Origin of the sequence: Streptococcus sp. UMB0029, from assembly GCF_002871495.1 — a bacterium.
Taxonomy (GTDB): domain Bacteria; phylum Bacillota; class Bacilli; order Lactobacillales; family Streptococcaceae; genus Streptococcus.
The window spans coordinates 1-524 of sequence record NZ_PNGD01000035.1; the positions used below are offsets into that span (position 1 = coordinate 1).

At 43.7% G+C, this 524-nt stretch carries 1 protein-coding gene; it reads right to left on the minus strand.

Features of this window, described 5'->3' with window-relative positions:
* Window positions 1-524, minus strand: a 524-nt coding sequence (locus CJ239_RS11510; protein ID WP_142367016.1) for a pneumococcal-type histidine triad protein, incomplete at both ends; no start/stop codon positions are given.

The window sequence follows — 524 nt, forward strand, 5'->3', positions numbered from 1 at the left end:
CGAGCCAATTTTTCTTCCAAGGCAGACATTTGCGAATAAGGAATGAAATGGAAATGATCCCCGTGAGGCACTGCCACACCATTTGCAGTACGTTTTGTAATCTGTGCTGGGTCAAATACTAATCCATCAGATTCCACATGACGTTGGCTAAGTGGCAAGGCATACAATTCTTGAAGGAGACTATCCAAATCCTCATTTTGACTCTCAGGAGTTGTTGCAGAATCTTGAGGAGCCTCAGATTGACTCGTTCTCACACTAGATCTTGTTTCTCCCCTGCTTGAACGGTATTCAACGGTACTTAATTGGCCACCTTTTCCAGATAGGAAGGCTTGGGCAGCAGCTAACTCACTGGCAGACAAATCACTCTTAGGAATATAGTGGAAGTGATTGCCATGAGGAACGATATAGGCATCACCTGTGTCCTCAATGATATCAGATGCATTAAAGATATAACCATCATCCGTTGTATAGCGTCCCTGCGCTCTGGCTACAGCAACAGCATTATCTGTACTTGTATTATGATT